This is a genomic window from Bacillus sp. FJAT-18017, assembly GCF_001278805.1.
GTDB lineage: Bacteria > Bacillota > Bacilli > Bacillales > Cytobacillaceae > Bacillus_D.
In genome coordinates this window covers 1,920,484-1,944,061 of the sequence record NZ_CP012602.1, presented here as the reverse complement: position 1 = coordinate 1,944,061, position 23,578 = coordinate 1,920,484, and the positions used below count along the sequence as shown (strand labels likewise).

The following is a 23,578-nucleotide window of genomic DNA, read 5'->3' as shown; positions in this document are numbered from 1 at the left end:
GATCAATAGGGATGTTAGCTTGCTGTCAAGAAAACAACCGAATTAAAACAGTGATTTTCTCAAAAGCGTCTGTACACCCTTCGGAACATACGCGACGATTTTTGCTCCCGGGTCATTAATAGTCACCCAGCCAAGCCCGGAAAAGACGATATCAGTCTTGGCCTCTTTAATAATATACTCCTGTTTACCAAGTTCAGGAAGCAGATGTATTTCATCTGAGTCAGGCGGTGTCAGCATTCCACCGAGATGTTTCTCATATAACTCATCTGCATTTTCAGTTTTGGTACGGTGGATATCAATATCATTAGAGAAATGGCAGGCGAGGCCTCTTCTCCCGCCACTTACATAATCAAGTCTCCCTAAACCTCCGAAGAAAAGAGTTTGTCCCTCATTTAGCTGGAAGACCCGCGGTTTGATTTCCTTTTTAGGCGTGATTGCTTTTAATCCTTTTTTGCCAACATAATGTGCCATTTGATGATGATTAATGATTCCTGGAGTGTCAATGAGCGACTTGTCATCATCAAGCGGAATTTTTATTATATCAAGGGTCGTGCCGGGGAAATGGGAAGTTGTAATCACGTCCTGCCCTCCAGCCACCTCTTTAATAATCCTGTTAATAAATGTGGATTTGCCAACGTTAGTACAGCCTACTACAAACACATCTTTTCCCTGTCTGTATGAATCAATGGCCGCCGCAGCCTCACGGATGGATTGTCCCTTTGCCGCAGAAATAAGGAAAACATCCTCAGCATGCAGGCCAAGCTCCTTTGACTGCTTTTTCATCCAATTAATCAATTTCGTGTGTTTGACGGACTTTGGCAGAAGGTCAGCCTTATTCCCAATCAGGATGATTTTATTCTTACCCGCGAACCGGTGCATACCGGGAATCCAGCTGCCATTGAAGTCAAATATATCAACGATTTTGACTATCAAAGAATCAGTCTCACCAATACGGTTCAAGATTTTCAAAAAATCATCATCTGTCAGGCTTACATCCTGGACCTCATTATAATGTTTCAGCCGGAAACAGCGCTGGCAAATTATTTGTTCTTTATTAAGCGAAGATTGCGGTGCATAGCCAAGTTCACCTGGCTCATCTGTCTGAATGGCAATGCCGCAGCCCATACAAATATCATGTTCGTTACTCACTTCGAGTCCTCCCAATTGAGCATTCCCCTTTTTCGGAAGAAGCTCAAAATCCGCCTTTCAACTTTACGGTTAAATCTTGTTATCAATCCATCGGTAGAAGCGACCGGGACAACCAGGATTGTATGGAAGCCACCGCGGTTGCCGCCAAAGACATCAGTCAATAGCTGGTCACCAATTACCACTGTCTCTTCACGCTTGAGGCCCATTCGATTGATTGCTTTTTTAAACGCACGAGTCATTGGCTTTCGCGCTTGAAAAATGAATGGAATTCCTAGCGGATCGGAAAATGCTCTAACCCTTTGTTCATTATTATTGGAAACAATGGTCACCAATATATCATTTTTTCTCATTTCATCGAACCACTCTATAAGTTTTGGGGTGGCATACGGACGATCCCACTCAACAAGCGTGTTATCGAGATCAGTAATGATTCCTTTTATCCCCTTTTCTTTAAGCTGTTCAGGAGTTATTAAAAATATATTCTTCACATGTTCATCAGGAAGAAAATGCTTTAACATGGTAAACACCCTCTTTACATCTAATCATCTTGATTGGCAATGTTTTCATCATAACGAATTTTACCTCAGGTTTCAAAGATATTTATTATACCTTGAATTATAAATGTCTTAAAGTGACAGTATCCGAAAAAACAACTGAAAAATTGCAGAAATTCGAGAAAAAATCATGAATTTAATAAAAACTTTTCGACAAATTTCTTCCTTTTGAAACTTGTGTATAAAATTATCAACATTTTACCGCTTGTTACTATCACTTTTTTCCCATTTATAAACAATTTAATCACAGGTTATCCACGGGTGTATGTGGATAATAGGAACGATTGTTCTTAAATGACTTTTTTGATAGATTAGTGGTACAACATCCTGAACCTACAATATATGTTCATGTCATATAAATCATGCTTATAAAATGAGAGGGGAGTGCCAGTATGCGGAAATTATCTGATGACCTTTTGATCGAATCTTATTACAAAGCTATGGAACTTAACTTAAGCCCCGATTTTATTCGCCTAATCGAGAAAGAAATCCATCGCCGTTCATTATCTAATCGAATCAGAGTATCCTCTTGATACAGGCCCTAAGGGGCTTTTTTTATTTGCTGTTATTGCGAGGACACTAACGGACAAGTAAAAGGCGGCTCCAGTCCATGGGCCGCCTTCATTCTTTTAAAGATTCCATCGTTATTTTTTTCATAGATTAAGTTCAGCTTTTCAATACGCCAACCCTTTCACCCATGCGGATATCATGGGGGACATGAAGGGATTCGTCGGGAATAAACCTATCTTTTTCAAAAAGGAGTACAATTGTGGAACCAAAGCTAAAATAAGCTATTTCTTCACCTTTTTGAAGCTCTGAGCCAGAATGGGTAGTTTCAATAGAATTAACGAACATGGCTCCAACCTTTACTATTGCTACCATCCCTTCTTCCGTTTCAACTTCGGTAATCATTCGGTAATTTTTCGATAACGTATCGACCCCGTATTTTAATCCCCATTTATTGACTGGATATGATTTTGTGCCAAGAACCCACTGCTTCTGGACTTTTCCATTTACCGGACTATGAATTCGATGGTAATGGCTTGGGCTTAAATAAAATATCATATACACGCCATTCAAATACTTTTCAACCGCTTGCCGATCTCCCAGCATCTCTTCGACAGAATATATTTTTCCCTTTACTTCCATTTCACTTGATTCGCTGATTACCCCAATGTCTTCAATTACTGCATCCACAGGGCTGGTTACAGTATCCTTTGCCTGGTCTACTATTCGGGAACCAGGCTTTAGCTTTCGCACGAAAAGATCGTGCAAAGTCGGGAAGTCCTTAAGCTGTACCTCCATCTCCTCAGTATTAAGGCGATACGCTTTTGCAAAGCGGGCAACCGCGCGCCTGCTTACTCGGGATCGAGCAAACTTTTTCAATACATCTGATGACCATTTTCCGTTTGTCAATTCAATCAATAACCGGTAGATAGGCTGAAACAATGTAGTAACCTCCAAAAAGTGTAAATATACTATTTACGAATCGTCATAAAATACTTAAAATTAAATAATATAGGATATGAACTGTTATAAATCAAGAAAGCGCAAGCGGCTTGACCAGCGCCGTATGGACTCCTCGAAAAAGCTATCACTTTTTCTTCGTGCGATGCTGATGCTGCCGAAGCCTTCCTTGTGGAGGGCCTCGAAGGAGATAAAGGAAACACGATGAGCGAAAGCGAATCGATGTTGACTTATCGTAACGAGGGGACCGAAGTACACTAGGCGCTAGACGCTATAGCTAGACAGTGAACAAAAAACGGGGACCTGCGGCCTCTGCCTTTGTTTCTTTCATAACCGGGATGCTGCATTCCGGAAAGTAAAAGGAGTGAGGAAATGTTTTTATTTGATGTTATTGTTCCTACCTTTAAAAAGTTAAAGGCTCAGACTGCAAACGTACTAACCTTAATCAACTTATCACTTGGCGGTTTTGCCATTATCTCCACTTTACATGGAAACTTAAGGCTTAGCTTGCTGCTTATTTTCATCGCAGCCCTCGCCGACCGGTTCGATGGAATGGTCGCGAGGAAATTCAACATAGAATCGGAACTTGGAAAACAATTAGATTCCATGAGTGATATTATATCATTTGGTGTTGCTCCTGCACTATTATTATATCAAGGGATTTTATTTGAACTTGGCGCACCTGGAACGTTTTTCGCTGTGTTTTTTATTGCCTGCGGCGCATTCAGGCTGGCGCGGTTCAATATAACTGAAAGTAATGGGTATTTTACCGGCCTTCCAATTACTGCGGCTGGCTGCCTTGTGACGTTAAGCTATTTGGCCACGCCTTATCTTGCCCCGCAAATTTTTCTGTTCACAATTATGATTTTAGCTTTTCTCATGGTGTCTACTTTTAGACTTCGGAAGGTTTAAGGTTAAGAGAATGAACTGAATAGGGAATAGTAAAAATATAACCCCGGCAGATTACCGGGGTTATTGCCTTTTTATTATTTTGTTAGCTCAAGAAATTCATTTATATCATCAGTGCATAACTGCAGGGCGTCCTTCCAGAAATCAGCTTTTGTCAAATCGGCTCCCAAATGCTTCATTGCCAATTCCTCAACTGTCATCGAAGCAGTGTCTTTTAAGAGCGCAACGTATTTTTCTTCAAAACCGCTGCCTTCCTCCAAGGCCTGGGCATAAATGCCGAGGGAGAACAAGAATCCAAACGTGTAAGGGAAGTTGTAGAATGGCACACCGGTAATAAAGAAATGAAGCTTGGAAGCCCAGAAAGAAGGATGATAGGAATCCAGGGCGCCAAGATAAGCCTCTTCCTGCGCTTTTTCCATCAGCCCGTTAAGGCGTGCCGCACTTACGAAGCCAGCCTTTCTTTCTTCATAAAAGCTGGTTTCAAAAAGATATCGGGCATGAATATTCATAAGCAAAGCTACAGACCGTTGAATCTTATCGTCAAGCAGGGCAAGTTTTTCATCCTTTGACGAAGCATTTTTTACCGCAGCATCAGAGACGATCATTTCCGCAAAAGTAGACGCTGTCTCTGCCACATTCATCGCATAATTTCTGTTCAATAGATGTAAATTGCGCATTGCATACGTATGGAAGCCATGACCCAATTCATGGGCGAGTGTTGAAATGTTTGACGGTGTTCCTGAATAGGTCATAAAAATTCGGGATTGCATGGCTTCAGGAAAATATGTATGGAAGCCTCCTGGAGCTTTACCCGGGCGGTCTTCAGCTTCAATCCAATTATTTTCAAAGGCATGTCTGCTAAAGGACGTCATTTCTTCCCCAAACTTTGCAAACTGTTCAAGGATGAATTCCGCTCCTTCCTGGTATGAAACTTTAGTTTCCGTATTTCCATATGGGGCATCAAGATCGAACCAGCTTAGCTTTTCCACACCCATTAATTCAGCTCGGCGTTCAAGATATTTCTTTAGCGGCTGTTTCGCTTCCGAAATTGCTCCCCACATGGCATCGAGTGTTTCCTTACTCATTCTATTAATATCAAGTGGTTCCTTCAGGAAATCATCCCAGCCTCGCAATTTATAAACACTGAGCCTGAAACCAGCTAGATGGTTTAGGATTTTTGCAAAATAATCAGCATTTGCAGACCATGCTGTTTCCCATTCCTTAAACACAGCCTTGCGAACTTCCCGGTCAGGATTGGAAAACTGATTGGCTGCCTGTCCCACTGACAACAGTTTTTCTTCCCCGTTCTGAGTAAAAGGAATCTTCATTTTTCCAACGACCATGTCATACATCTGTCCCCAGGCATGATAGCCATCGACTCCAAGCGCATTAACGACTGCTTCTTCTTCCTTTGACAGTTTTTCTGCTGCGCGTGTCCGTCTCTCTGTTAAAACGAAAGCTAGTTCATTTAGCCTGTCGTCTTCCATTAATTTCTGCCATGCTTCTTCTGCAATTCCGGTTAAACTTCCATCCAACGCACCAAGAGCTGTTTGGAAAGACGCACTTAACCCCGTTACCTTTGACTGAAGTTCATAAGCCTTCTTATCCTCAGTATTTTGAGCCTTTAAACAGCTAATAAAAGCCCCAGCCTGCCTTATTTTCTTCGAAGCTTCCTCAAATAAGGAAATTAGTACTGCAAGTAAATCGGCATCTTTTTCTACTATTGAGGGCTGCCAGCTTTTCACCTTGCTATAAAATTGGTTGATGGTTCCTTCCGTATCGGTTAAATGAGCTTCAAATTCCTTCGAAGCGCTCCCGCCTGGGAAAAATACATCCAAATCCCAAACATCAGAATATGTATTTACACTCAAAATGTTTCCCCCTAATCTGTAATCCAGGCTAAGCCTGACAAACTCTATACCATCTTATTATAGGCAAGTATTTTGAAGATTTCCATAAATCATTCACAAAAGCGTAAGCGCCTTGATCATCGCCGTACAAAATGGAGGGGCTTCGACTGAGATAAAGTGAAACTTCCATCAGCGATTTTTGCTGATGGTTAGTTGAACGAATCGGACCTTTAGGATCAGTTGCCGAGGGAGGAGGCTTACTGAGCCTTAAGAGTGGGATAAAGGAATCACGAAGAGCGCAAGCGATTCGATGATGACTTATCGGAGGGAGGAGACCTGAAGTTTGATAGGCGATAGGCGCTGGAGCTAGACGTATACAAGCTAGATAAAAAAGTTTTCCACTGTCGCGAAATCTAAAGTATCCTTAACAGAAAAAACCCCTTAACTGGAAATAGGGTTCAATAATAAGCAGGGGCTCTCCTGGCTCTGAGTATAAGGAAGCGAGGGTCAACTACCCCCACTGAGATAGAGCGTTTCAGTGGGGGCTTGAGTTAGAACTCTAGGTCTTTTCGTCTAACACTAGACAGATTGACGCTCTAGAATTCATGTCACTTCAAGGTGACACCCCAAGTAATTTTTAGGTCGGTACTGGCAACGGACGATCGTTTTCCCACTTGCACCCTTCCTACTATGAGTTAAGGTTCCCCGAATGTAGTCGGCGAAGTCATAGCCTTGCGAACTATGTACTACAAGCCCCGGCACAAAAGGTACCGAGTACTCTTGGATGGTTGACACACCCACTACGCTATGCACGAGGCAACAGCTTTACGTTTTTGCACTTTTAAGACAGTTGGAGTTTTAACGTTAATCGTTTCGTGAAATTCTACAACTTCCGATTTTTTCAACGTATTCAACGCACCATTAATGTCCGCATGCATACACGGACCAGTTTTGGAACGATACAGTCCACGAGTGATACGTTTGCCACTGAATGTGTAGAGGAATTTATCACTTTCTGACCAAAAAGGAATCAGATCTTTATCCAGGAAACTGGCTTTGGACGTATAGCTCTCTTCCTGCTTCTTGAAACGGATGCCCTCTTTCATGCACTTATTTTCGATCGCAGAAATCAGCTTATTGAATGGAATTTGTACAAACTGCTGATTATTCTTTTTTCCCATATCACATTCTTGCTTCCAGCCGGCATTGTACCCGACAACAATCGTATCGATATTTAATTCTTTCACCTTTTTGAATAACAGGCCGACGGTTTGTGAGAAGTATCCGTTGATTTGATGTTCACGTTTGTTCCAAAGTCCCGCAATTTGGTTTGTCACAACCCGTTTTGAAATCCCATTTTCACTATTTTTTTGTTGCAGGTTGCTTATCTTCTTATTGAAGTATTGGTTGATGGACTTTAGCTCCTTGCCATCAATCAGAAATGTCTCGCCATGATTCGTTGCACAACTTACCAATCGGTCTACACCTAAATCGCAGCTCAAAGCACGAACCGTGGCCGTTGGTTGTTTCTTCATTTGAGCGATTTGCACTTCATACGTGTAATGCACCTCAAAGAACCGACCTTTTTGCTTTGGCACAATTTCAATGTAGGAGATTTTCTTGTTTAACAAGTTTTTTGGCATACGGATCTTGATCGAGCCGAAACGTTTTCTAAATTCAATGTTCATCGGAATTGTCCAATATCCATCCTTATCAACTTTAGGGACTTGATAGATTTCAATCACACGCTTTTCGGTTGAACGGGAGTATTTCGGGAATTTAGGTCGGCCCGTGAATGTCTCAGGGTTTTCCTTCCACTTTTTCAACGCCTCGAAAAAGCTTTTTACTTCTGCATATAATGTCCTTCGAATAGCCTGAACGGAGTTCGATTGAACACCCCAATAGTTCACATCAGCCTGCATGGCAGCGTCTACCTCCTTAACGGTGGCAATTCGATTGTTCGTCAAATAACTTTGTTTCATCGTATACAAGCCAACATTACGCAACGCTTTGGAACTATGTGACATGCGTTGAAGCAGACGGAATTCCTTGGCAGTAAGACTGGCTCGTCCAATATTCTGTTTTTGAGTGAACCGTTGAATGGTTTCGGTTTTCTTTCGTTTACGCAATACCTTAACTGGTTTCTTTTTAGCCATTTTGTTCACCACCTTTCCTGCCGATATAGGAAGGTCTTTCTTATCTATAATTATAGCATTAGGCTGGGCAAAAATCGAATGTTTGTTCGTATATTGACATAAAAATTTGTGGAAATTAGCTTCAGCCTTGGCTGACGGCAATTCATCACCACCTGAATTGTTGGGCTATGTTGGGCTTCACCTGTAAACAAATCAGATGGAGTCTTCTTGCCGAAAACGATAAAACTAAACGCGGAAAAGGACGAGGTGCTGCAAATCGAATTATGTACCTCAACACACAAAAAGGGCCTCCAATCAGGATGGCCCATTGGGTTCACTTATAATAGCAGTTGAAATACCACCAACCGCCGAATAACAGGATGATAATAAAAAGGATTATCAGCAATGCATACCAAAAGCCATAGCCGCCGCCGGCTCCATAGGGATAGGTGTACGGGCTAGGATAAGGATAACCGTAATACATATTTTCACCCCTTTCCTCTTACTATAGGGTATGTACCTATCCCAAAGGTGCATGGGCGAAAAAAAATAATTCTGCAAATCTTAGAGGCAACATAAGTTGCCATTCGGTCCATTATATAATCGGCACTTTTTAGCAAATTACGGAAATTTAGTTGGGACAGACACGAACCTTCTTATTTTGACATAGAGATTAGTTATACAGAATGCTGAACAGAAAGCGGGGGGAATGTATGTCCAGTATTTTGACTGCACTTGGATACATGGTAAAAGAAATTATCTTTCTCGTTTCGTATGTGAAAAACAATGCCTTTCCTCAGCCCTTGTCCTCTGCTGATGAGAAAAAGTACCTCAAGCTAATGGCTGCAGGGGATGCGAATGCCCGTAATCTCCTTATTGAGCACAATCTCCGGTTGGTAGCCCATATAGTGAAAAAATTCGAGAATACCGGAGAGGATCCCGAAGACTTAATCAGCATTGGTACCATTGGACTTATTAAGGCAATTGAAAGCTATTCGGATGGTAAGGGTACAAAACTCGCAACCTATGCTGCAAGATGCATAGAAAATGAAATTCTTATGCATTTGAGAGCGCTTAAAAAGACAAAAAAAGATGTTTCGCTACATGACCCTATTGGTCAGGATAAGGAGGGTAATGAAATTTCACTTATTGATGTACTAAAGTCCGAATCAGAGGATGTAATTGATACTATACAGCTAAATATGGAATTAGAAAAAATTAAACAGTTTATCGGAGTGCTTGATGCCCGCGAAAAAGAAGTCATAGTTGGAAGATTCGGGCTCGATCTCCAAAAGGAAAAAACGCAGCGTGAAATTGCCAAGGAACTCGGAATTTCAAGAAGTTATGTTTCAAGAATAGAAAAGAGAGCTCTAATGAAAATGTTCCATGAGTTTTACCGCGCAGAAAAAGATAAAAGGAAAAAGGGAAAGAGCAGCTGATAAATTCAGCTGCTCTTCATTTTTTTTAAAAAACATTCGAGATTATTCTATTCGTCAAAGGCTTCTCGCCAAGGAGGTGATGGACATGAATTTCCAAAAAATATTTTTGGGACAACAAAAAAGCATCAACCCCAAAGGGCAGATGCTTTCTCAGTTAATCTTCCACACTGACTTCAGCTGCAATCACACAGCCAATTACACCTGTAATTATCAAGGCTCCTACCATCAACAAAATCATATTCAGCACCCCTTGCTCCGCCAAGTATAACATTCTAAATTTAATTATAGTACAAACGGTGTCAACCATTCAATGAACTTATTCCCGATTAAGTCGGTATCGATTCATCTGTTGTTTCCGTTTCAAAAAAAACGTCAGCAAAAAACAATGTAATGGCATCACGGGCACTCCTTTCAAAAGGGTTACGTCGTATCTTTCATAATCCAAAAGCAACCTCTTCTATTCTGCATCAATAACAACATCTTCAACTCCACCTTTCCTCTCATTTTTGGCACCATCAAAACGGTCTGTAATAATTGAACCTGATTTTATTATCCTTTTCGGTAATCTGTCTGGTTTGCACTAATGAAATCAATTCTTCGGGGCTATATTCCCTCAGCTTGATTGTAATTGTAAAAAAGAAAATGTGAAGAGTCATTCTTATCACCACCTCTTAATTAAAACGGGCGGTACATGGAAAATTGGCGATCTTTGTTTTCCTCGGTAATTTTCTCAATGTATTCCCGTCTCATAATTTCTTCCGGGTTCATTTTGCGGCGTTTAATCGTCACAGTGATAAAGAAAATATTCAGTGTCATTCCTTTCACCTCCTTGTTATCCATATCCGATTTTTGGGCATAAAAAATACCGCAGGAAGCCCCTGCGGCATACCATGGCCAGAGCAGACCCCGCTTTAACACGGTTCCTTTCCGGCTTTTGGTTTTAGACATAGAAATGCCGCAGGCACAGTTCTCCCGCGGCATGGACATGGCGATATTAGCTTACAATAAATTTAAGCAATCCATTCCCCGAAGGCAGAACATGTATGAAGTTTGTAATCGAATTTTACCCAAGCAATTTTCTTAAACATGCGAATGCCTCCTTCCAGGAATTTTTAACTTACTACGGTAATTATATCCACCTGAACAATATTTGTAAACATTTATTTTGTAAAAAATTCATCTTTTCCCTTTTTATGGACTAGTATCCTGATTTTTCTTTTATAAGACAAGAAAAAAACGCCCAAAATGGACGTTGGATTTTTATAAGAAATATTCTTCTCCGTCTTCGTGCTCCATCAACTTTTTCCTGTATTCCTTAGATTTCAGGAAGAACAAAATTGAACCTGCCAGGAAAACCAGGGAAGCTACCGACATACCAGTCAGGTCGATATCACTTACCGGACCTGTAGGAAGAATTGTGCCTAGATAAAAGAACGAGCCAACAGCTAAGAGCACAATTCCAAGCCACCTGGCATCACACATTTTTTCATAAAGTTCTTTTGCCTGATTCATCATGCTCACCTACTTTTCTAGAATACTACTAAATTAATTTAGCATATTTTTATAGGCAGGGAGCAATGTAATTATTAACATTATGGGAACATTGTTAACTGTTTGCTTTCTTTTTCCAATCATTACTTCTAAAAGCCAAAGGGCGCCGGTTAGTTCCCGGCGCCTTTTCTGTTATTTATCCCAATGCATTCTTAAGGTCTTCAATCAGATCCTCGGCATCCTCAATACCAACCGAAATCCTGACGAGGCCGTCAGTAATCCCAAGCTCAGCCCTACGTTCCGCCGGGATTGAAGCATGTGTCATCCGCGCCGGCACCGAGATAAGGCTTTCTACCGCACCAAGGCTTTCCGCAAGCGTAAAGTAACGCACTTTGCTCAAGACCTGATCAGCTTTCTCAGCACTTCCCACATCAAAGGAAACCATACCTCCGAATCCGCGCGCCTGCTTTTTGGCAAGTTCATGGTTTGGATGGTTTTCAAGTCCTGGGTAAAAGACTTTTTCTACTCCTGGATGGCTAACTAGAAAATCAACGATTGCTTTTGTATTAGCCTCCATTTCTTCCATGCGGATTCCCAATGTTTTGATACCCCTCATTAGCAGCCAGGAGTCCTGCGGCCCAAGGACGCCTCCAGTTGAATTTTGTACAAAATGGAGGTCCTCAGCCAGCTTCTGGCTATTAACTACCGCAAGTCCTGCTATTACATCACTATGCCCGCCAAGGTATTTTGAGGCGCTATGCACTACGATATCTGCCCCTAACTCAATCGGGTTCTGCCAATATGGTGTCGAGAATGTATTATCGACAATTGTCAAAAGGCCATGCTCCTTTGCCAATTTGGCTACACCCTCAATATCAGTGATTTTAAGAAGGGGATTAGTTGGTGTCTCAAGGAAAATCGCCCTTGTATTTGGCCTGATTTCCCCTTTGATGTTCTCCAGGTTGCTTGTGTCAACAAAAGTAGAATCGATTCCTACACGATTCAAAACCTTCGTCATAACGCGGAAGGATCCACCATAAACGTCATCGGTCATGATTACGTGGTCTCCAGAGTTGAACAGCATCATAACGGCTGTCATTGCAGCCATGCCAGAACCAAATGCGAACCCCGCATTCCCGCCTTCAATATCCTTAATCAATTCTTCAAGTGCATGCCTTGTCGGATTTCCAGTTCTGGAATATTCAAAGCCCTTATGGCCTCCTACCCCTTCCTGGGCGTAAGTGGTAACCTGGTAAATTGGAATCGATACCGCGCCAGTATGAGGGTCGTTTGGTATACCGCCGTGTATGAGTCTTGTTTTTCTTTTCATTTATATCCCGCCTTCATATATTTTTTTACTCAAATACCGTTCGCTTCCATCAGGAAAAATCAAAACTATATTCGTTCCCGCCGGAGCCTTTTCTGCTTCGAGCAGCGCAGCATGCAGAGCCGCGCCGGATGAACTGCCAACCAGGAGCCCCTCTTTTGCAGCAAGCTCCTTGACGAGCAGGAATGCATCGTCATCCAGAACCGTATGGATGGAATCAAAATAACTTCGGTCCATATAGTCGGGGAGGAACTCCATTCCGATCCCTTCTGTCTTATGGGGACCGGATTCGCCACCGTTAAGGATGGATCCTTCTGGTTCCACAATGACTGTCTTCACCTTTTTATCTTGATCCTTTAAGTATCTGGCGGTTCCCATGAATGTACCGCCGGTGCCTGCACCTGCAACAAAAATATCAATTTTACCGTCCATTTGTTCCCAAATTTCGGGTCCGAGCGTTTTATAATATGTTTCAGGATTGGCAGGATTACCAAACTGCTGAGGACAGTAGGAGCCAGGAATATCGTTCAAAAGTTCCTTAGCCTTCCTAATGGCACCCTTCATTCCTTCTTCAGTTGGGGTATTGACGACTTTGGCACCAAGAGCCCTCATCAGATCCTGTTTTTCAAGGCTGAACTTTTCCGGAACGCAGAATATAACATTTACATCTTGATTAACAGCTGCCAGTGCAAGGCCAATTCCCGTGTTTCCCGCAGTCGGCTCAATGATTGTTCCTCCTGGGTGCAGTTTACCACTTTCCATCGCCTCTCTCAGAAGTTCAACACCGAGCCGATCCTTGACACTTCCTCCGGGATTAAGAAATTCAAGCTTGGCAAAAATACGTACTCCCTTTTTACGTTCAAATGTTTTAAGCTCGACAATTGGCGTATTGCCAATTAATTCATGCACACTTCCAAAAACGTTCATAACAGGCCTCCAATCTAATGGCCATTTTTCAAGGCCGAAACCATTTTCATAACGAGTGTTGCAGAGTTTCGGGCGGCTTTGTCCAGGAACTGGTCAAATGAAACGCCAGAATCCTTTCCGGCAATATCAGAAAGAGAACGGATTATCACAAAAGGAATCCCGAACTGATGGGCAACCTGGGCAATTGCAGCTGCTTCCATTTCAACTGCCTGTACGCCAGGGAAATTCTCACGGACAGCCTCTACCCTCTCTGCATTATCCATAAATGAATCCCCTGTTGTAATTAAGCCTTTGACAATCTGGATATCGTCTATTTCGGAAGCAGCAGCCTCAGCAACTGCAACCAATTTTTCATCCGCCTGGAACGCGGCTGGCAGCTGCGGAACTTGTCCATATTCATATCCAAATGCTGTGACATCCACATCATGATGGCGGATTTCTGTTGAGATAACAGCATCGCCAACGTTCAGCACTGGGTTCAGCCCGCCCGCTGAACCCGTATTGATTACACAGTCCGGCCTAAATTTTTCGAGCAGAATCGTCGTAGACATAGCCGCGTTCACTTTGCCAATTCCGGAACGAAGCAGGACAACTTCTGCACCGTGCATCGTTCCCAATGTGAATTCACAACCTGCAATGACTTCTTGTGTTTGGTTTTCAATATTGCTTCGTAATAAAACAACTTCTTCTTCCATAGCTCCGATAATTGCGATTTTCATTAGTAAACCTCACTTTTTAATTTTTACACCTTCCATTAGCCAGACAAACTCATTGCAGCGGGAAAACTGCGTATCAAATCCGTTGTCTTCTAAAATACTCTTCAGTATTGGGATTGTAGTGTAATATTCGCGCTGCAAATCTTCAGCAAGATTGTAATACCCTTTTTCCTTTGCGTCTAGAATAGCGGCTTCAAATGCCTCTTTGGATTCATACATAGTATCAGCAAATACTATTTTACCACCAACGGGCAATATCTTTCCATAAAGGGCTACAGCCTTTGCTTTTTCTTCATCAGTTAGATGGTGGAAGGCATACGTACTTACAAATGTATCAGGTTTTTCCACTCCCTCAAAATTCAAAAAATCACCATCCACTATTTTTACCTTCCCGGCCAATTTATCCAATGCAATTTTTCTCATTGCAGGAGATGGTTCGATGCCGGTTACTTTCAAGCCTTTTTCCAAAATTCTTTTTGTAAGATTACCCGTCCCTACACCAAATTCCGCCACATGGCCAACTGACCGGGATGCAACCTCCTCAAGGATGCCCTCATAATTCCGGAATACCTCTTTATACTCTTTGTCATGGCCATCTACAGTTTCATCATACGAATCTGCCCACACCTCAAATAAATCAAGAAATTCTCTGCCCATTTATCTCACTCTCCGCGAGTTAATTTTTAAATATACTAATTCCTATAGATATACTATGATTTAATGCGAACCATGTTCCCAATTTATCATAATTACACCTATCCATCAACTGCCGAATTGCAAGAGAGTGTGTGTTTTGGCTACAATGAAAAGGATAAATCAAAGGGAGTGTACGCAATGAATCTGCATTTTGACCTACTTGAGGATAAAATTGAATTTTTTGAGGCAACTAATATAAAAACACTGGAAAGTAAAATTGCTTCCCAAATTGAAGTGAACAAAGCAATTATGCTCCATGTCCAATCTGTTAACTATCAGATGCATGTAAATGAAAACGGCCAAACGTATTTTACTGCTGCCGTTCACTTCAAGTTAAAAAAACTCTAAAAAAAAGCGGGGATGGCTTTAGCCAACCCGCTATGATTTCTTATCGTTTTCTATTAATTCTTCAACTTTTACAGGTTTATACCCTTGGCCGTCTACCCATTGGATATATACCCTATAGGCCTGATCGCTTCCTTTTGCGCTCACAGTGCCAATTGCGGCACCCTCGTTACTTTTATCTCGCTCAAGCCACCAGACTGTCATTGAATTCTTATCCGTTTCAATCGCATAAGAAAGGGCATCAAGCATTTCCTGCCAGTCCTGTGAGCTATCATCTGTCACTACTTCATGTTCCCCTGTCTGCTGTGTTCCAACAGGTTTCCAGGCTGGATTTTCAATTGTTCTCTTCACATTGGGAGAGCTTCCGCCTTCAGTAACAACTGGTTCTGCATCTTCATTCTCGGACTCCTGCTCATCCGCTTCTTCTTCATCAGCTTCCTGCTCATCTTCTTTAGAAGATTCTCCGGCAGGATTTTCTTTCTGCCCGGATCCGCCGGTCCCATTTGAAGCACTAGTTTCCGGTTGAACTTGCGGCTTTGGAGATGCATCATTTCCTCCCGCAAAAATCGAGTACCCGACAGCTAAAATAGCAATGATTACAATAACAATTAAGCTATTTAAAATAAGATTAGTTTTTTTTCTTTTTGCACGATAACGTGAACGTGTACTTTGAGTGTAATCCTGTTCCATTGGACAAAGCCTCCCTAGCAAAGGTTGTCACTATTTTAACATGAGAAGCAAACAAGAGAAAAGGAAAAGCAGAAAGTGTTAGATTTCCCACTATCAATATAGGGGATAATCCTCGCGCTACTCCGCTTAGGTTAGGTACCCTTTAGACCATTTTTTAGTTGGCCTGATCATTAAGCTCTGATAAAAAGGTAACCATATCGGCAAACAGCGGGTTGACGCCACCTTCATGTCCATACACATCCAAATTAACTGTAACGAGTGCAAAGCGAGGATTTCTATACGGGAAATAACCTGCAAACCATTTATTATGAAGCTGTTTTCCGTTCTTAAACCTTCCTGTTTCGGCAGTTCCAGATTTACCAGCTACTTCATAAGGCAACTCTGAAAACCACCTTCCTGTCCCATTCTCATTAACTACAACTTCTCTTAGTAATTGCCCAAGTTCCTTTGCCGTTCCAGATGAAAGCTGCTCTCCATTAAGTTTATTTTCAGGGAACGTATACATAACTGCACCATTTTTATATGTGATTTCCGAAACAGCCCGAACCATTTCCTTTTCTCCTCCCCTTGCTATCGTGGCCATCATATTCGCGACTGCAAGCGGGGTTGCTCTTACTTCCTTTTGTCCAATTCCTGAAAGGGCAACATAGTTTCGATCGTTTCTTTCTTCATCAGAGATGAATACCCTCCCTTTTTCCTCATCAGGTAACTGTGAAAAGTTTGCGATCTGGAATACATGCCCCCGCCAGCCAACACCACCAGTTAGAGAAAGCTTTTCTGCGTATTCTTCAAGGATATTGGGGTCTATCTCCATAAGCTCTTTAGCCAATGATGCAAATGTATTATTACAGCTCATCGCAAAACTATCCGAAAAGCCCAGCAATCCATGCTGATATACCTGGTCAGGTCTACCGTCGATTGTCCGGCTGCAATCGTAAAGCCTTTCTTCTCCATCCAGTCCATAATCAATCGCAGCAGCTGCTACGGCCGTTTTAAAAACGGATCCCATAATTTGTTCCTTCAGCATAAGATTAACCATGCCATTTCCTTTAAAAGGATCCTTATCATTGACATTTGGCCTTGATACGGTTGCCAATATGCTATTAGTAGATATATCGAGAAGAATGAGGCCCCCCTTTTTAATGCCATGCTTATCAACAAGCTGCTCAGCCTGTTTTTGTATATCTAAATCAATCGTTGTCTTTATGCTCGCCGGATAAAAGGGGTTTGTTATACCTGTATACTTAACCTTTGTCCCAAATAAAGGGCTCCCGCTTCCATCGACATGGTAAACAAGCTGTGACTTCCTTTCAGCAACCAGAATCTCATCAAAGCTTACTTCGAGTCCAGAAATGCCTATTTGGGTCCGTAGCGGGAGGGACCGATCTGGATATCTTTTACTTAACTCGGTTTCATTCTCTCCCAGCACACCAATTAGTTGTTTTGCAACCGCATCCTGTTTTTCAAATTTCTTTTCGACTGCAAATACACCAGGTATTTTTAATGAATTAATTAATTGAACTTGTGAAGATGTCAAGGATAGCGGTTTAGGTTCCCCTAAAGCAAAAGGCGCTTTTGCCTGTTTGACAGCTTGAAGAATTTCATTTTCCTCTACTCCAACTGCATTGGCCACTTTTTCCACTGGCCATGAAGCATTTTTTAAAAAAGGGAAAAGAATTAAAACGGATAAATCCTCATGCGTCATCGATTCCCCTTTTCGGTCAAGAATCCTGCCGCGCCCATCATCGATCACTAATTCCTGTGACCGCTGCCTGACACTTTCTTCAAGAAGATTGATATGATGTGATGAAAAGCTTTCAGGTTCCCATAATTGAATTTGAACTAGTCTGCCTGCCAATATCAGAAATATAACCATATAAAAATACAGCATTCTTGCTGCCCGCTTTTTCCACATAAAAAAACACCTCGTCAAAAGCTTTGACGAGATGCCCTAATTTCAAACCTTAAACAATGGTCTGGTTATTTGATTAATGTGATCTTTACTGTCATTTCTCCGCCTGGTGTCTGAACAGAAACAACATCTCCAACCTTCTTGCCCATCAGGCTCCGAGCGATTGGAGAATCATTCGAGATTTTCCCTTCGAATGGATCTGCTTCTGCGCTTCCCACGATTGAGTATGTTTCTTCCTCGCCATCAGGCAATTCAACGAAAGTCACACTGCGTCCCAAGGAAACCGCATCGCCGGTAATTTCACTCTCAACAATGATTTTTGCATTGCGGATCATATTTTCAAGAGTAGTGATTCGTCCTTCAACAAAGGCTTGCTCTTCCTTTGCTGAATCGTACTCTGAGTTCTCGGACAAGTCGCCAAAGCTCCGTGCGATTTTAATTCTCTCAACCACTTCTTTACGTTTAACAGTCTTTAGATGTTCAAGTTCTTGAACAAGCTTATCTTTGCCTGCCTGTGTCATTGGAAATACTTTTTCTTGTGCCAAAATGTTCACTCCTTATAATCTCTGCACGACCTGTTGTGTGCGGTCTTTTTATGTAGTATTTTTCTGTAAAACAGATAGCAAGCGCGCTCTTGTTAAGGGCGCGCGCAACCTATATTTTACGTAATTGAGTTGAGGAAACGTAAACGCTTCCGGTTTTCTCTGTCCAGCTGCAGCATCCAACGCCTAGTGTCCTTCAGACCCCTCACTATGATAAGTCAACATCGAATCGCCCTTAGGGGCTCTTCGTGTTTCCTTTATCTCATGTCGGGGCCCTCCAGGCCATACGGCGCTGAACGGATGCTTCCGCTTTTCCTTGTCCAGCTGCAGCATCCAGCGCCTAGTGTCCTTCGGTCCCCTCGTTACGATAAGTCAACATCGATTCACTTCGTTCATCGTGTTTCCTTTATCTCCTACGGGGCCCTCCAGGCCATACGGCGCTAACCGGATGCTTCCGCTTTTCTTTATTTATGCTATTGTTTCATAAAATAGACTTTTGTTCAAGAATAGTTTGAATTTTAGTAACCATTAAATCGATGGCTACATAGTTGTGGCCGCCTTCTGGAATGATGACATCCGCATAGCGTTTTGTCGGTTCGACGAATTGGTTATGCATCGGCCTGACAACATTGACATACTGCTCGATAACTGACTCGACAGTTCTGCCGCGCTCTTTGATATCACGCTGAAGCCTTCTCAAAATCCGGATATCCGCATCTGTATCAACGAATAGTTTAATGTCCATCAGATTTCGAAGCCGTTCATCTTCCAGAATTAAAATTCCTTCCAAGATGATAACATCCTTGGGTTCAACATGAATCACTTGGCTGGACCTTGTATGAAGCGAATAATCATAAACAGGCTTTTCAATTGGTTCCCTTGCCAGCAATTTTTCAATATGCTCTATGAGCAAATCATTATCGAAAGCGAGCGGATGGTCATAATTTGTCTTAAGCCTTTCCTCAAATGGGAGACCGCTCTGATCTTTATAATAATAATCCTGCTCAATCATTAGGATGGAATGTCCCTTAAAGCTATCGAATATCGCCTTTGTTACAGATGTTTTCCCAGAACCCGAACCTCCGGCAACCCCGATTACAACTGGTTTGCGATCCATATTATTTCTCCTTCCGCATCATGTTGTTTGGGTAGACCGGCTTGTCCAGCCTAAACTTAACAATTTGTAGCGGATGGCGGGCAGCATCAAGCTCCAGCCCATCCTCATCCCAAATTTTTTCAATGACTGTATTAAAATTCTCTATTTCTGGCCCAAAAAATTCAACTTCATCCCCAGGCTTAAAAAAGTTCCTTTGCTGAAGTGTGACGATTTTGGTCTCTTCGTCATAACCTAGGACAAGTCCAACAAAGTCGAACTTGGTCTTTTTGGTATGATTGCCAAACATTTGCTCTTTATACCCGGGGACACCTTCAAAAAATGCTGGTGCGGTCTCCCGATTCGCGCACTTGTCGAGCTCTTCTATCCATTCTTCCTTGATCGTGAAGTTATCAGGATCTTCACAATAAGAATCAATCAGCTTCCGGTATACACTGACTACGGTTGCTATATAATGGATGGACTTCATCCGGCCTTCGATTTTCAGGCTGTCAATCCCCAATTCAATCATTTGTGGTATAGACTGAAGAAGGTTTAAATCCTTTGGGCTCATTGCAAAAGGAGCATCGTTTTCACCGAATAACGCCGTTTCACTCTCACCATCAAGCTTATACAGGTCATAATCCCAACGGCATGACTGGCAGCAGCCGCCACGGTTTGAATCCCGTGCAGTCATGTGATTGCTCAGTGTACAGCGGCCAGAATAGGCTATACACATTGCGCCGTGGATAAAAGTTTCAATTTCGATATCGACCTTTTCTTTCATTTCCCTGATTTCTTCGGCGCTAGTTTCACGTGCAAGCACGACCCGTTCCAATCCTTCTTCCTGCCAGAATTGAATTGCCTTCCAGTTGGAAAGTGATTGCTGTGTACTTAAATGCACCTCAATTTCAGGAGCAATCCTTCGGCACGTTTCGATGATAAGCGGATCGGCAACAATAATACCTGCCACACCAGCTTCCTTTAACCCCATCATATACTCTTCAAGACCATCAATATTTTCATTATGGGCAAAAATATTAGTAGTAACATATATTTTAGCGCCATATTGTTTGGCGAACTCTACGCCTTCTTTCATTTCTTCAAATGTAAAGTTATCAGCGTTCGAACGGAGGCCATATTCCTGGCCACCGATAAAGACGGCATCGGCTCCGTAATGGACGGCAACTTTAAGTTTTTCAAGGTTTCCGGCTGGGGCGAGCAGCTCGGGTTTTTTTACAATAACCCGCTTTCCATTAATGATTTCGGAAATTCGATCTTTTACTGCACTCATGGCCATATACCTCCTTTTCAGCTAGTTTAAAACTATAAGATCAATAAACTGTTTCCTTGAAGAAAAACCCGGTATCCAGCGGCCTTGAAGAAGGCTGGATTCTTTCAACTTCTTCAAGCAGCTCATCCTTTGCATCTTCGTACAAATCCGCATCCTCAAAATAAAGATCGATAGCTTTTCGATACAAACGGGTCACTTCAATGATGTACTCTGGAGACTTTAATATGCCGTCAATTTTAAAAGAATCGACACCGGCCTCAAGCATATCCTGAAGTTCATCAATAATACAGATATCATTAGGGCTCATGATATGCGTACCATTGGCGTCTTCGAAAATCGGATACTTTGTACCTCTCTCCTTGTCATGGAGAAACATATCCTTGCTTAGTTTGCTGTTCTGAATTTCCATTGTTTTGCCTTGGTACAGAAAATAATTTCCTAATAATGAACGCTTTGACTGGAACATGCAGCTCATCCCATGGACCTGGACTTCTATTTCAACCTCAGCTTTTTCCTTAATCTCGACGATAGCGTCCATGTTTATTTCCCTGGCCAACACAGCACGTTTCGCGCCTTTTCTCCCCCAATAATTGCAGGTATACCAGTTGGTTGCTGTTGTTTCTGTATTCCAATGAAGCTGCAAATCAGGAGTTACTTCACGCGCCGCCATTAACACAGCCGGGTCACCGAACAAAACCGCGTCAGCATCTGCTTCTTTAACAAATTTCAAGTAGTCTGCCAACTCGTCCACTTTTTCATTATGAAAAATGGCATTCATGGACACATACGCTTTTTTCCCTTTCGAATGGGCAAGCTCGATAGCCTCTTTTACCTCTTCCCGACTGAATTCCCCGGCGAGCCTAAGGGCATAACGCTGTTCCCCGATGACAAAGGCATCTGCGCCTGCATCAGCTAGAGGCAGAATATCTTGAACGCTTGTTGGTGTAACGAGCAATTCAGGCTTTTTCAAATTTTTCACCCTCTTTTATAACTTATGGCCACCCCATCACCAATCGGAAGGATGGTTGTTTCAAAGCCTTCCTGGCTGGTGAGCCATAGATTGTAGCCATGTATTTTTTCAGCCAGCTTAGCCAGCCTCTTATTATCATTTTGTTCATTATAGACGAGCCCTTTAAAAAGGACATTATCGGTAACAAGAACCCCTCCTGTGCGCAAATAGGGTTCATACAAAGCAAAAAATTTCTGATATTGCCCTTTGGCAGCATCAATGAATAATGCGTCGAATGGTGCAAATCCGCTTACTTTATCTGAAACCTCAAGTGCATCCCCTAAAATAGGATGTACCCTCGCCTTATAACCGCTCTTGTCAATATAATTCAGGGCAAGCCGAAACCGTTCTTCATCCCGTTCAATCGTGACCACCCTTGCATCAGGTATTGCTTCTGCCATTCGCAATGCTGAATAACCAATTGCTGTTCCTATTTCAAGGATCCGTTCAGGCTTCAAAATCCTCAGGACCTGGAGCAATGCTTCCATCCCGGTCGGCTCCATGATCGGTACATGGTTAACACCAGCGAAATCTTCCATTTCAGAGAATAAACCTTCCCTGGAAGGAAGAAGGCTCTCTAAATATGCCTGCAGTTTTTTATCCAACAAGTGATCCACCTCAACTTTACGGGTTGTAGCCTTAAACACGAAAAAATAGCGTTCACAGCAAACTGTCCATGGACCACAGAGGGCCTCATTCATTGTATGCTGTAATTGACGCTATACTCGATAATCGGGAACAAGTCCCTCTTCGCTTTCGCTTAACTTGCCATGACGAAATCGCCATGCTTAAATCCTGAACCATTTTACCATAAGAGCCGGGGAAAATCTATGCTTTCCCCGGCCTGGAATTAATTATTATTGGTGATATGCTGCGCTTTCAGTTTGTTATGTTCCTGAAGCGTTTTTGAAAAATAAACTTTCCCATCTTTAGCAGCAAGGAAATAATAGAATTTTGTATCCTCTGGATTCAATGCTGCTTCAATCGACATTTTACCAGCATTGGCGATCGGGCCTGGCGGAAGTCCTCGATGTTTATAAGTGTTATAAGGGGAGTCCACCTCCAGGTCTTTATAAAGGACACGGTCCTTGTGCTCTCCTTGTGCATAAAGAACAGTCGGGTCTGTTTGCAGCGGCATGCCGGCTTCTATCCGATTATAAAATACACTTGAGATTCGATTACGGTCAACCTTTTCAGTTGCTTCTTCTTCAATGAGTGAAGCCATCGTCAGCAGCTGGTGAGTAGAAATTTTCTTTTCCTGGCGAATTTGATTATATTCAGCCAAAACAGACTGAGTTTTTTCAAGCATCATAGTAACCAATTCATCAACAGTTGGTTTTTCCTTGTAAATTGGATACGTTGCCGGATACAAATATCCCTCAAGCGGATACTTTATATCTTTATTGAGGATATCTTTTGTCAGCAAGTCTGGATACTTCACCATTAACTTAGTGATATACTCGCGGTTATTCAACGTTTTAAAAACAGATTCCTGAGATTCACCTGAAGCTTTTGCAATAGCTGCAGCAATTTTTGTAAGCTGCATACCTTCTGGAATGGCTAACCGGAATTTTTCAGGCATAACAACTTTACCTGTTTTTAAGCTTTTGATAATGTTTGGAATCGTCATCGCTGGGGTCATTTTGTATTCCCCAGCCATAAAGCCTGACTCATTTTTAAATTTGACATAATATTTAAAAATACGAGCGTTTTTAATAATTCCGTTTTTCTCGAGCTCGTTCGCAATCCCTGTTACCGAAGACCCAATAGGAATGACGACATTCTTCGTTTCCTTGCTCGATGGATCAACTGGTTCTAGCGCAGATTTGACATATAAGTATCCACCGCCGCCAATTGCCAGCGCAAGCACAATTGCAACAAGCGTTATTACAAGGACAATTTTCCTGACTATTTTTGCTTCTCGCTGCCGCTCAATCATTTTTTGGCGGAAGATCTCTTTTTTTCCGTTGTTTTTGTCAGCAGACATTCTGCTTTCCCCTCCTGGTTTTAACAGGCCCTTCATCGACAATGGC

The 23,578-nt window shown here is 42.2% G+C and carries 26 protein-coding genes; 5 read left to right on the top strand and 21 right to left on the bottom strand.

Annotation, left to right across the window (positions count from 1 at the left end; genetic code table 11):
* Positions 1-42: 42 nt before the first annotated feature.
* Positions 43-1,149: a ribosome biogenesis GTPase YqeH gene (gene yqeH, locus AM500_RS08810; protein ID WP_053598878.1), complete on the bottom strand. Its 1,107-nt coding sequence runs from the start codon at positions 1,147-1,149 to the stop codon at positions 43-45.
* Entirely contained in the window at positions 1,146-1,676 is a 531-nt protein-coding gene (locus AM500_RS08805) for a YqeG family HAD IIIA-type phosphatase (RefSeq protein ID WP_269320319.1), read from the bottom strand. The genes yqeH and AM500_RS08805 overlap by 4 nt, the downstream gene beginning before the upstream one ends.
* A 419-nt stretch (positions 1,677-2,095) precedes the next feature.
* Between AM500_RS08805 and AM500_RS24930 the strand changes: the two genes are divergently transcribed.
* Positions 2,096-2,236, top strand: coding sequence for a sporulation histidine kinase inhibitor Sda (locus tag AM500_RS24930; RefSeq protein ID WP_081773079.1), 141 nt, complete (start codon positions 2,096-2,098; stop codon positions 2,234-2,236).
* A gap of 133 nt (positions 2,237-2,369) precedes the next feature.
* Here the strand turns inward: AM500_RS24930 and AM500_RS08800 are convergent, their stop codons facing one another.
* Positions 2,370-3,152: a phosphatidylserine decarboxylase gene (locus AM500_RS08800; protein ID WP_053598877.1), complete on the bottom strand. Its 783-nt coding sequence runs from the start codon at positions 3,150-3,152 to the stop codon at positions 2,370-2,372.
* A gap of 390 nt (positions 3,153-3,542) precedes the next feature.
* Here AM500_RS08800 and pssA point away from each other — a divergent pair, with 390 nt between their 5' ends.
* Positions 3,543-4,082 carry a CDP-diacylglycerol--serine O-phosphatidyltransferase gene (pssA, locus tag AM500_RS08795; RefSeq protein ID WP_053598876.1) on the top strand — a complete coding sequence of 180 codons (540 nt, stop codon included), beginning with the start codon at positions 3,543-3,545 and terminating at the stop codon, positions 4,080-4,082.
* A gap of 74 nt (positions 4,083-4,156) precedes the next feature.
* Here the strand turns inward: pssA and AM500_RS08790 are convergent, their stop codons facing one another.
* The 3 genes from AM500_RS08790 to AM500_RS25800 form a co-directional block, all read right to left on the bottom strand.
* A complete protein-coding gene (locus AM500_RS08790) occupies positions 4,157-5,950 on the bottom strand; it encodes a M3 family oligoendopeptidase (protein WP_053598875.1) in 1,794 nt (597 codons plus the stop codon).
* Between the two features lie 779 nt (positions 5,951-6,729).
* Positions 6,730-8,085 carry an RNA-guided endonuclease TnpB family protein gene (locus AM500_RS08785; protein WP_053601667.1) on the bottom strand — a complete coding sequence of 452 codons (1,356 nt, stop codon included), beginning with the start codon at positions 8,083-8,085 and terminating at the stop codon, positions 6,730-6,732.
* A gap of 313 nt (positions 8,086-8,398) precedes the next feature.
* A complete protein-coding gene (locus AM500_RS25800; RefSeq protein ID WP_197282675.1) occupies positions 8,399-8,548 on the bottom strand; it encodes a hypothetical protein in 150 nt (49 codons plus the stop codon).
* Between the two features lie 229 nt (positions 8,549-8,777).
* Between AM500_RS25800 and sigK the strand changes: the two genes are divergently transcribed.
* Both sigK and AM500_RS25795 read left to right on the top strand, forming a co-directional pair.
* Entirely contained in the window at positions 8,778-9,503 is a 726-nt protein-coding gene (gene sigK / locus AM500_RS08780) for an RNA polymerase sporulation sigma factor SigK (protein WP_043933955.1), read from the top strand.
* Between the two features lie 85 nt (positions 9,504-9,588).
* Positions 9,589-9,771, top strand: coding sequence for a hypothetical protein (locus tag AM500_RS25795; protein WP_197282674.1), 183 nt, complete (start codon positions 9,589-9,591; stop codon positions 9,769-9,771).
* Between the two features lie 247 nt (positions 9,772-10,018).
* On the opposite strand, the gene AM500_RS24925 is transcribed toward AM500_RS25795, so the two are convergent.
* The 7 genes from AM500_RS24925 to AM500_RS08750 all read right to left on the bottom strand — a co-directional run bounded on the left by AM500_RS24925 (position 10,019) and on the right by AM500_RS08750 (position 14,621).
* Complete coding sequence (locus tag AM500_RS24925) at positions 10,019-10,159, bottom strand: YrzI family small protein (protein ID WP_082347178.1); 141 nt, start codon at positions 10,157-10,159, stop codon at positions 10,019-10,021.
* Positions 10,160-10,178: 19 nt separating this feature from the next.
* Complete coding sequence (locus tag AM500_RS24920) at positions 10,179-10,319, bottom strand: YrzI family small protein (protein ID WP_081773163.1); 141 nt, start codon at positions 10,317-10,319, stop codon at positions 10,179-10,181.
* 444 nt (positions 10,320-10,763) lie between these two features.
* On the bottom strand, positions 10,764-11,018 hold the full coding sequence (locus AM500_RS08770) for a YrhC family protein (RefSeq protein ID WP_053598873.1): 255 nt from the start codon (positions 11,016-11,018) through the stop codon (positions 10,764-10,766).
* Positions 11,019-11,190: 172 nt separating this feature from the next.
* Positions 11,191-12,324, bottom strand: a complete 1,134-nt coding sequence (locus AM500_RS08765; protein ID WP_053598872.1) for a bifunctional cystathionine gamma-lyase/homocysteine desulfhydrase — start codon at positions 12,322-12,324, stop codon at positions 11,191-11,193.
* Entirely contained in the window at positions 12,325-13,248 is a 924-nt protein-coding gene (locus AM500_RS08760) for a PLP-dependent cysteine synthase family protein (RefSeq protein ID WP_053598871.1), read from the bottom strand. It abuts the gene before it with no gap.
* A gap of 14 nt (positions 13,249-13,262) precedes the next feature.
* The gene (mtnN, locus tag AM500_RS08755; protein ID WP_053598870.1) at positions 13,263-13,967 is read right to left on the bottom strand and encodes a 5'-methylthioadenosine/S-adenosylhomocysteine nucleosidase; all 705 of its coding nucleotides are present in this window, start codon (positions 13,965-13,967) and stop codon (positions 13,263-13,265) included.
* Between the two features lie 9 nt (positions 13,968-13,976).
* On the bottom strand, positions 13,977-14,621 hold the full coding sequence (locus tag AM500_RS08750) for a class I SAM-dependent methyltransferase (protein ID WP_053598869.1): 645 nt from the start codon (positions 14,619-14,621) through the stop codon (positions 13,977-13,979).
* Positions 14,622-14,798: 177 nt separating this feature from the next.
* Here AM500_RS08750 and AM500_RS08745 point away from each other — a divergent pair, with 177 nt between their 5' ends.
* Positions 14,799-15,008: a DUF2536 family protein gene (locus AM500_RS08745; protein ID WP_043933962.1), complete on the top strand. Its 210-nt coding sequence runs from the start codon at positions 14,799-14,801 to the stop codon at positions 15,006-15,008.
* A gap of 30 nt (positions 15,009-15,038) precedes the next feature.
* On the opposite strand, the gene AM500_RS08740 is transcribed toward AM500_RS08745, so the two are convergent.
* The 8 genes from AM500_RS08740 to mltG all read right to left on the bottom strand — a co-directional run bounded on the left by AM500_RS08740 (position 15,039) and on the right by mltG (position 23,532).
* Positions 15,039-15,695 (bottom strand): YrrS family protein, encoded by a 657-nt coding sequence (locus tag AM500_RS08740; protein ID WP_053598868.1) that lies wholly within the window; start codon positions 15,693-15,695, stop codon positions 15,039-15,041.
* A gap of 154 nt (positions 15,696-15,849) precedes the next feature.
* The gene (locus AM500_RS08735) at positions 15,850-17,610 is read right to left on the bottom strand and encodes a peptidoglycan D,D-transpeptidase FtsI family protein (protein ID WP_053598867.1); all 1,761 of its coding nucleotides are present in this window, start codon (positions 17,608-17,610) and stop codon (positions 15,850-15,852) included.
* Between the two features lie 65 nt (positions 17,611-17,675).
* Entirely contained in the window at positions 17,676-18,152 is a 477-nt protein-coding gene (gene greA, locus AM500_RS08730) for a transcription elongation factor GreA (RefSeq protein WP_053598866.1), read from the bottom strand.
* Between the two features lie 478 nt (positions 18,153-18,630).
* Positions 18,631-19,266 carry a uridine kinase gene (gene udk / locus AM500_RS08725; RefSeq protein ID WP_053598865.1) on the bottom strand — a complete coding sequence of 212 codons (636 nt, stop codon included), beginning with the start codon at positions 19,264-19,266 and terminating at the stop codon, positions 18,631-18,633.
* A 1-nt stretch (position 19,267) separates the two neighbouring features.
* Complete coding sequence (locus AM500_RS08720; RefSeq protein WP_053598864.1) at positions 19,268-20,536, bottom strand: peptidase U32 family protein; 1,269 nt, start codon at positions 20,534-20,536, stop codon at positions 19,268-19,270.
* 40 nt (positions 20,537-20,576) lie between these two features.
* A complete protein-coding gene (locus AM500_RS08715; protein WP_053598863.1) occupies positions 20,577-21,506 on the bottom strand; it encodes a peptidase U32 family protein in 930 nt (309 codons plus the stop codon).
* A 5-nt stretch (positions 21,507-21,511) separates the two neighbouring features.
* Complete coding sequence (locus AM500_RS08710) at positions 21,512-22,153, bottom strand: O-methyltransferase (RefSeq protein WP_053598862.1); 642 nt, start codon at positions 22,151-22,153, stop codon at positions 21,512-21,514.
* A 242-nt stretch (positions 22,154-22,395) separates the two neighbouring features.
* Positions 22,396-23,532, bottom strand: a complete 1,137-nt coding sequence (gene mltG / locus AM500_RS08705) for an endolytic transglycosylase MltG (protein WP_053598861.1) — start codon at positions 23,530-23,532, stop codon at positions 22,396-22,398.
* Positions 23,533-23,578 lie beyond the last annotated feature (46 nt).

Bases quoted from the DNA above. Each gene is read 5' to 3' on its own strand.
- AM500_RS08765 (WP_053598872.1), bottom strand. From the start codon at position 12,324: ATGAAAAGAAAAACAAGACTCATACACGGCGGTATACCAAACGACCCT.
- mtnN (WP_053598870.1), bottom strand. From the start codon at position 13,967: ATGAAAATCGCAATTATCGGAGCTATGGAAGAAGAAGTTGTTTTATTA.
- AM500_RS08745 (WP_043933962.1), top strand. From the start codon at position 14,799: ATGAATCTGCATTTTGACCTACTTGAGGATAAAATTGAATTTTTTGAG.
- AM500_RS08785 (WP_053601667.1), bottom strand. From the start codon at position 8,085: ATGGCTAAAAAGAAACCAGTTAAGGTATTGCGTAAACGAAAGAAAACC.
- AM500_RS24920 (WP_081773163.1), bottom strand. From the start codon at position 10,319: ATGACACTGAATATTTTCTTTATCACTGTGACGATTAAACGCCGCAAA.
- udk (WP_053598865.1), bottom strand. From the start codon at position 19,266: ATGGATCGCAAACCAGTTGTAATCGGGGTTGCCGGAGGTTCGGGTTCT.
- AM500_RS08750 (WP_053598869.1), bottom strand. From the start codon at position 14,621: ATGGGCAGAGAATTTCTTGATTTATTTGAGGTGTGGGCAGATTCGTAT.
- AM500_RS08720 (WP_053598864.1), bottom strand. From the start codon at position 20,536: ATGAGTGCAGTAAAAGATCGAATTTCCGAAATCATTAATGGAAAGCGG.
- AM500_RS24925 (WP_082347178.1), bottom strand. From the start codon at position 10,159: ATGACTCTTCACATTTTCTTTTTTACAATTACAATCAAGCTGAGGGAA.
- AM500_RS08760 (WP_053598871.1), bottom strand. From the start codon at position 13,248: ATGAACGTTTTTGGAAGTGTGCATGAATTAATTGGCAATACGCCAATT.
- AM500_RS08740 (WP_053598868.1), bottom strand. From the start codon at position 15,695: ATGGAACAGGATTACACTCAAAGTACACGTTCACGTTATCGTGCAAAA.
- AM500_RS25795 (WP_197282674.1), top strand. From the start codon at position 9,589: ATGAATTTCCAAAAAATATTTTTGGGACAACAAAAAAGCATCAACCCC.
- AM500_RS08735 (WP_053598867.1), bottom strand. From the start codon at position 17,610: ATGTGGAAAAAGCGGGCAGCAAGAATGCTGTATTTTTATATGGTTATA.
- pssA (WP_053598876.1), top strand. From the start codon at position 3,543: ATGTTTTTATTTGATGTTATTGTTCCTACCTTTAAAAAGTTAAAGGCT.
- AM500_RS08770 (WP_053598873.1), bottom strand. From the start codon at position 11,018: ATGATGAATCAGGCAAAAGAACTTTATGAAAAAATGTGTGATGCCAGG.
- mltG (WP_053598861.1), bottom strand. From the start codon at position 23,532: ATGTCTGCTGACAAAAACAACGGAAAAAAAGAGATCTTCCGCCAAAAA.
- AM500_RS24930 (WP_081773079.1), top strand. From the start codon at position 2,096: ATGCGGAAATTATCTGATGACCTTTTGATCGAATCTTATTACAAAGCT.
- AM500_RS25800 (WP_197282675.1), bottom strand. From the start codon at position 8,548: ATGTATTACGGTTATCCTTATCCTAGCCCGTACACCTATCCCTATGGA.
- sigK (WP_043933955.1), top strand. From the start codon at position 8,778: ATGTCCAGTATTTTGACTGCACTTGGATACATGGTAAAAGAAATTATC.